This window comes from Streptomyces glaucescens (genome assembly GCF_002154375.1).
GTDB lineage: Bacteria > Actinomycetota > Actinomycetes > Streptomycetales > Streptomycetaceae > Streptomyces > Streptomyces glaucescens.
In genome coordinates, this window is sequence record NZ_MUND01000672.1 from 1 (window position 1) to 3,863 (window position 3,863).

At 77.7% G+C, this 3,863-nt stretch carries 2 protein-coding genes and 1 pseudogene; all 3 read right to left on the minus strand.

Translation table 11 applies throughout. The features are described 5' to 3' along the window. Positions 1–1,676 (minus strand): hypothetical protein (locus CCN42_RS34495; RefSeq protein ID WP_086741346.1); only part of this gene is annotated, 1,676 nt, incomplete at its 3' end. Then, entirely contained in the window at positions 1,673–2,836 is a 1,164-nt protein-coding gene (locus CCN42_RS34500) for a lantibiotic dehydratase C-terminal domain-containing protein (protein ID WP_158102173.1), read from the minus strand. The genes CCN42_RS34495 and CCN42_RS34500, both read right to left, overlap by 4 nt. After that, positions 2,833–3,863: pseudogene (locus CCN42_RS42900) on the minus strand (lantibiotic dehydratase family protein); the annotation flags it as partial. The gene CCN42_RS34500 and the pseudogene CCN42_RS42900, both read right to left, overlap by 4 nt.

Sequence of the window (3,863 nt, forward strand, 5' to 3'; positions counted from 1 at the left end):
GCGAGCGGGGCCGCGGCGCCGGTGAGGACGGCGTGCCGTGACCCTTCGGGGACGTGTGCGGCCGCCATCACGCGCGTGACGGCGCCGAGGGCGGCGAGGGCCACGGCGTCGGCGGCGGTGGCCTCGACGGCCCGGCTGACCATGCCGGGGACGGTGGCGGTCCGGCCGTCGGCTGCGGCGGCGGCCGGGGTCGGCCGGATGCGGACGACGGCCGTGTGGGCCTGTTCGGAGCCCAGTCGCCGGACCGACAACTCCGCTTGCCGGCCCATGCGTACGGTCAGGACGGTCCACCAGTGGCGGGCTTGGGGGTGGCTGTTCCAGACGTCGTCCGCGATGCCGCCGGATGCCGTCGGTGCGGCGCCGTGGAGGAGGGCGCGGCGCAGGGCCCGGCCGTGGGCATGGCCCGGGGTCGCACCGACGACCGGGATCCCGGAGGCGTCGGCGAGAGCGAGTTCGGCGGCGTGACAGGCCGCTTCCAGCCGGGCCTGGTCCGCCCGTCCCGCTCCCGCGACGAGCGGGCCCTCCCCGGTCCGGCAGGACACGAGCGACGCCGGGAGCTGCGGCAGGTTCCCGGGCAGCGGTGCGTCGAGTACGCCGAGACGGGGATCGGTCAGGGCGGTGATCCGGTGCAGGGCTTCGGCGAGGTCCCGTGGGGCCCGGGGGCTTTGGCGTGCGGTGCGCGGAGCTCCGGCCCAGGGGTGGTAGGTCGCCTCGGGCGGCTCGGCCCGGGCGACCAGGACCGCCGGATGTCCGGTCGCCGCCGTGGCGGACGCGTCCTCGTGCGCGGCGGGGTCGGGAAGGCCGGCGACGGCCGCGAGCAGCCGGCCGGCCGCGGCTCCGGCGAGCAGGGCCACGTGTGTACCGGACGGCGTCGACGCCTGGTGCGGCGCGGAGAGGGGGCTGCCCGGAGGCGTCCACGGCTGCGTGCCGGGCCGGAGCCTGGCGGCGACGGCGTCCGCCTCGGAGCGGGCGTGTCCGGGCGGCCCGGGCTCGGTGACGAAGCCGCCGTCGGCGTCGCAGGAGACGGCCAGCGCCACGGCTCCGGACGGCGTGTCCGCCGTGACCACGGCCTGGCCCACGGCCAGTCGGCCGTCGACGGTGAGCCGCGGGCTCGCTCCCGCATCGTTCAGGGCCTGCGCCAGGCCTGTGGCGAGGGGGCTGTGCGGGTGGAGGGTGGCGATGACCGGCCTCGCGGCCCGGATCGCTTCGGCCGCCCGCGCCGGGTCCGCCGCCGACGAGCCGGGCCAGGGCGGGAGTTCCGCGCCGTCGGGGTGCTCGACCAGCAGGTCGTGTTCGCGGAGCCGGGCCGTGAGGGTGGTGAGGGCGGCCTCCACCCGGGGATCGGCCGACTCGGCCGTCCCCGCCACGCGGTCCGCGGCCAGCCGGGCCGACAGCAGCTTCCAGAGGAGCGGCAGCGCGCGACTGCCCTCCAGCGTGACGCCCGCGCCGCGGCCGCGCAGGTGCAGACCGGCCACCAGCGGGGTGACGGCCACGCCGGGCCGCAGCCGCGGCCGCGGCAGGGGCCCGGCCATGGACGCGGTGGGAGCCTCGGGCACCGGCACCGGCACCGGCACCGGCAGGGCGGGTTCCCCGCCCGCCTCAGGAGCCGGGTGCGGGAGGCGTCCCGGGGACTTCGAGGCCCTGTCCGCCCCCGGCTCCCCGCCGTCGGCGGTCATGATCGTCCCTCCGTCGCCGCGATCGCCTCGTCGAGGCGGGCCTGCCAGGAGTGTCCGGTGAGGTCCGGTACCGACCGCACCAGGAGGTACGCGGCGAGGTACCGCTCCACCGGCCGTACATCGCAGATGGTGAACAGGCGGTAGAGCGCGTTCGTGGCCGCCCGGTAGATCACGTAGTCGTGGCGGGTCCACATCGTTCCGCGTGGGTCCGAGCGGTGCAGCCGCCGGTGGAACTCGCTGTAGCGGGTGCGGGCGTCCGGGTTCCAGCGGTCGGCCACCGCAGGGTCGCCGAGGGCCGCCGCGCGGTCCCGGTACTCGGCGGGGACGCCGGTGAGGTCCGCGCCCGCGTCGAACCGCTCCTGCGCGATGCGCCACGCGTCGGCGGACCAGCCGGCCCAGGCGCGTTCCCACCCGGCAGCCCCGCCGCCGGTGATCCGGCCGACGAGGGCGGTGACGGCCGGCCCCGTGGTCCACCACCGGCGTTCGAAGGCCGCCCGCAGCCGCCCGCCTCGGTCCTCGTACTCCAGGAAGTCCTCCAGGTGGGACACGAAGGAGTAGTGACCGCCGATCAGTCCTTGCGGGTGCGCGGCGGTGTGCGCGGCCAGCGCGGTGAGGGCGAGTCGCACGCGGGCGGGCGACGCGTCGCCGTGCGCGCCCAGGAACGCGGTGCCGCTGTCGAGCGCCGGCAGGCCGACGGCGAGCAGGTCGTCGCGGAGCCGGGTCGCGTCGGGCCCGATGAGGGCGTGGAGGGAGGTCTGGTCGACCGGCTCGACGCGGACCGTGCCGTCCGGCACGAGCGGTTCGTACGGCGGGGCGATCAGCTCGGCGCGGCCCGCCGCCTCGGCCCGGGCGAGGAGTTCAGCACCGGTGACGCGGGCGCCCGAGGGGTGGCCCGCGGCCCAGGTCCGCAGGGCGGCCGCGGCACGCCCGGCCGCCGCGTCGACCCGGCCACGGGCACCGCTCAGCCGTATCCGCACGTGGGGGCCGTGCAGCCAGTGCCGCTCGACGTGTGCGGTCAGGCCGTCCGCCGTGGCCTGGCGGGCCAGCGGCAGCACCGGGTCGCGCAGGAGCGGTGCCTTGTCCTCGCGGTAGTCGTAGAGGACGACGTCGAGGGCCGCGACGGGACGGGCCGCGGCCCGGAGGACTGCCGGAGTGTTCACCGGATGCCTCCTCGGCGGGGCGCGGGCGGCTGCGTGGTGGTGGTCGTGCGAGCCGGAACGGTCCGGCGGCGGGCCGGGCGGTACGTCTCGACGACGGACTCCACGACGTGGGTGGGCCGGTCTCGGCCGCCGAAGGCGGGCAGGGCCTCCTCGAGGACGACGCCCTCGGGGTGGCGTGCCAGCCAGGTGCCCAGGCAGCGCAGGTGCAGGGCGTTGCCCAAGTCGAGCGCCTGTGGCTTGGGAGCGCTCAGCCGTGCGACGAAGTCGTCGGTCGCGCGCCCGGACGGGGGGTGCGCGACCGGGTGCAGGAAGAGCTGCTCCGGCAGGCCGAGCAGGGCCCGCCAGCGGGCCACCGCGGCGACCGGCACCTCCCCCTCCCCCGAGGCGAGGTCGGCGCGCAGCGCGTCAAGCGCGCCCCGGCCGAGCTGCCAGCGGCGCCGGGCCAGCACGAGGTGGCGGTGGCGCAGCCGTGGCGTGCGCACCACCCGGCCACCGGGTGCCGTCAGCACGTGCCGGGGCAGCAGCGGGCGGAGGTTCACCATTCCCTCGGGGTGGTCCGACAGCAACGGGCCGAGCCGCCGCGGCAGCATGACCGGGGCGAGGAAACCCAGGTAGAGCACGTCCAGCAGGTCGCCGCTCGCCCGTACCCGGAAGCGCAGCCGGTCCTCGGCCCGGTCGTGCACGAGGTCGAGGTCGGCCTCGGCGAGAGCCGTCCGGCCGCGGTCGGGACCGATGTCCTCGGCGAGCAGCAGCGGGTGGAGGTTGGCGTTGAACCCGCCCACCGGCCGGATCTGGGCGGCCCGCGCGTCCCCGAGGCCGCGCCTGACGTACTCGCCGACCTCGGCCGCGGCACCCGTCGGCAGCGCGTCGAGGAAGCGGCTGGTGAAGCGGCCCCATCCGCCGTAGACGTGGTTGACGCACAGCAGGCCGGTGCCGTCGTCGGCGGGCGGGGCCGCGGGGGAACGCTGGACGAAGTGGGAGTAGGCGAGCGGCCGGGCGGCCGTCCAGTCGGGCAGCCGGTCGGCGA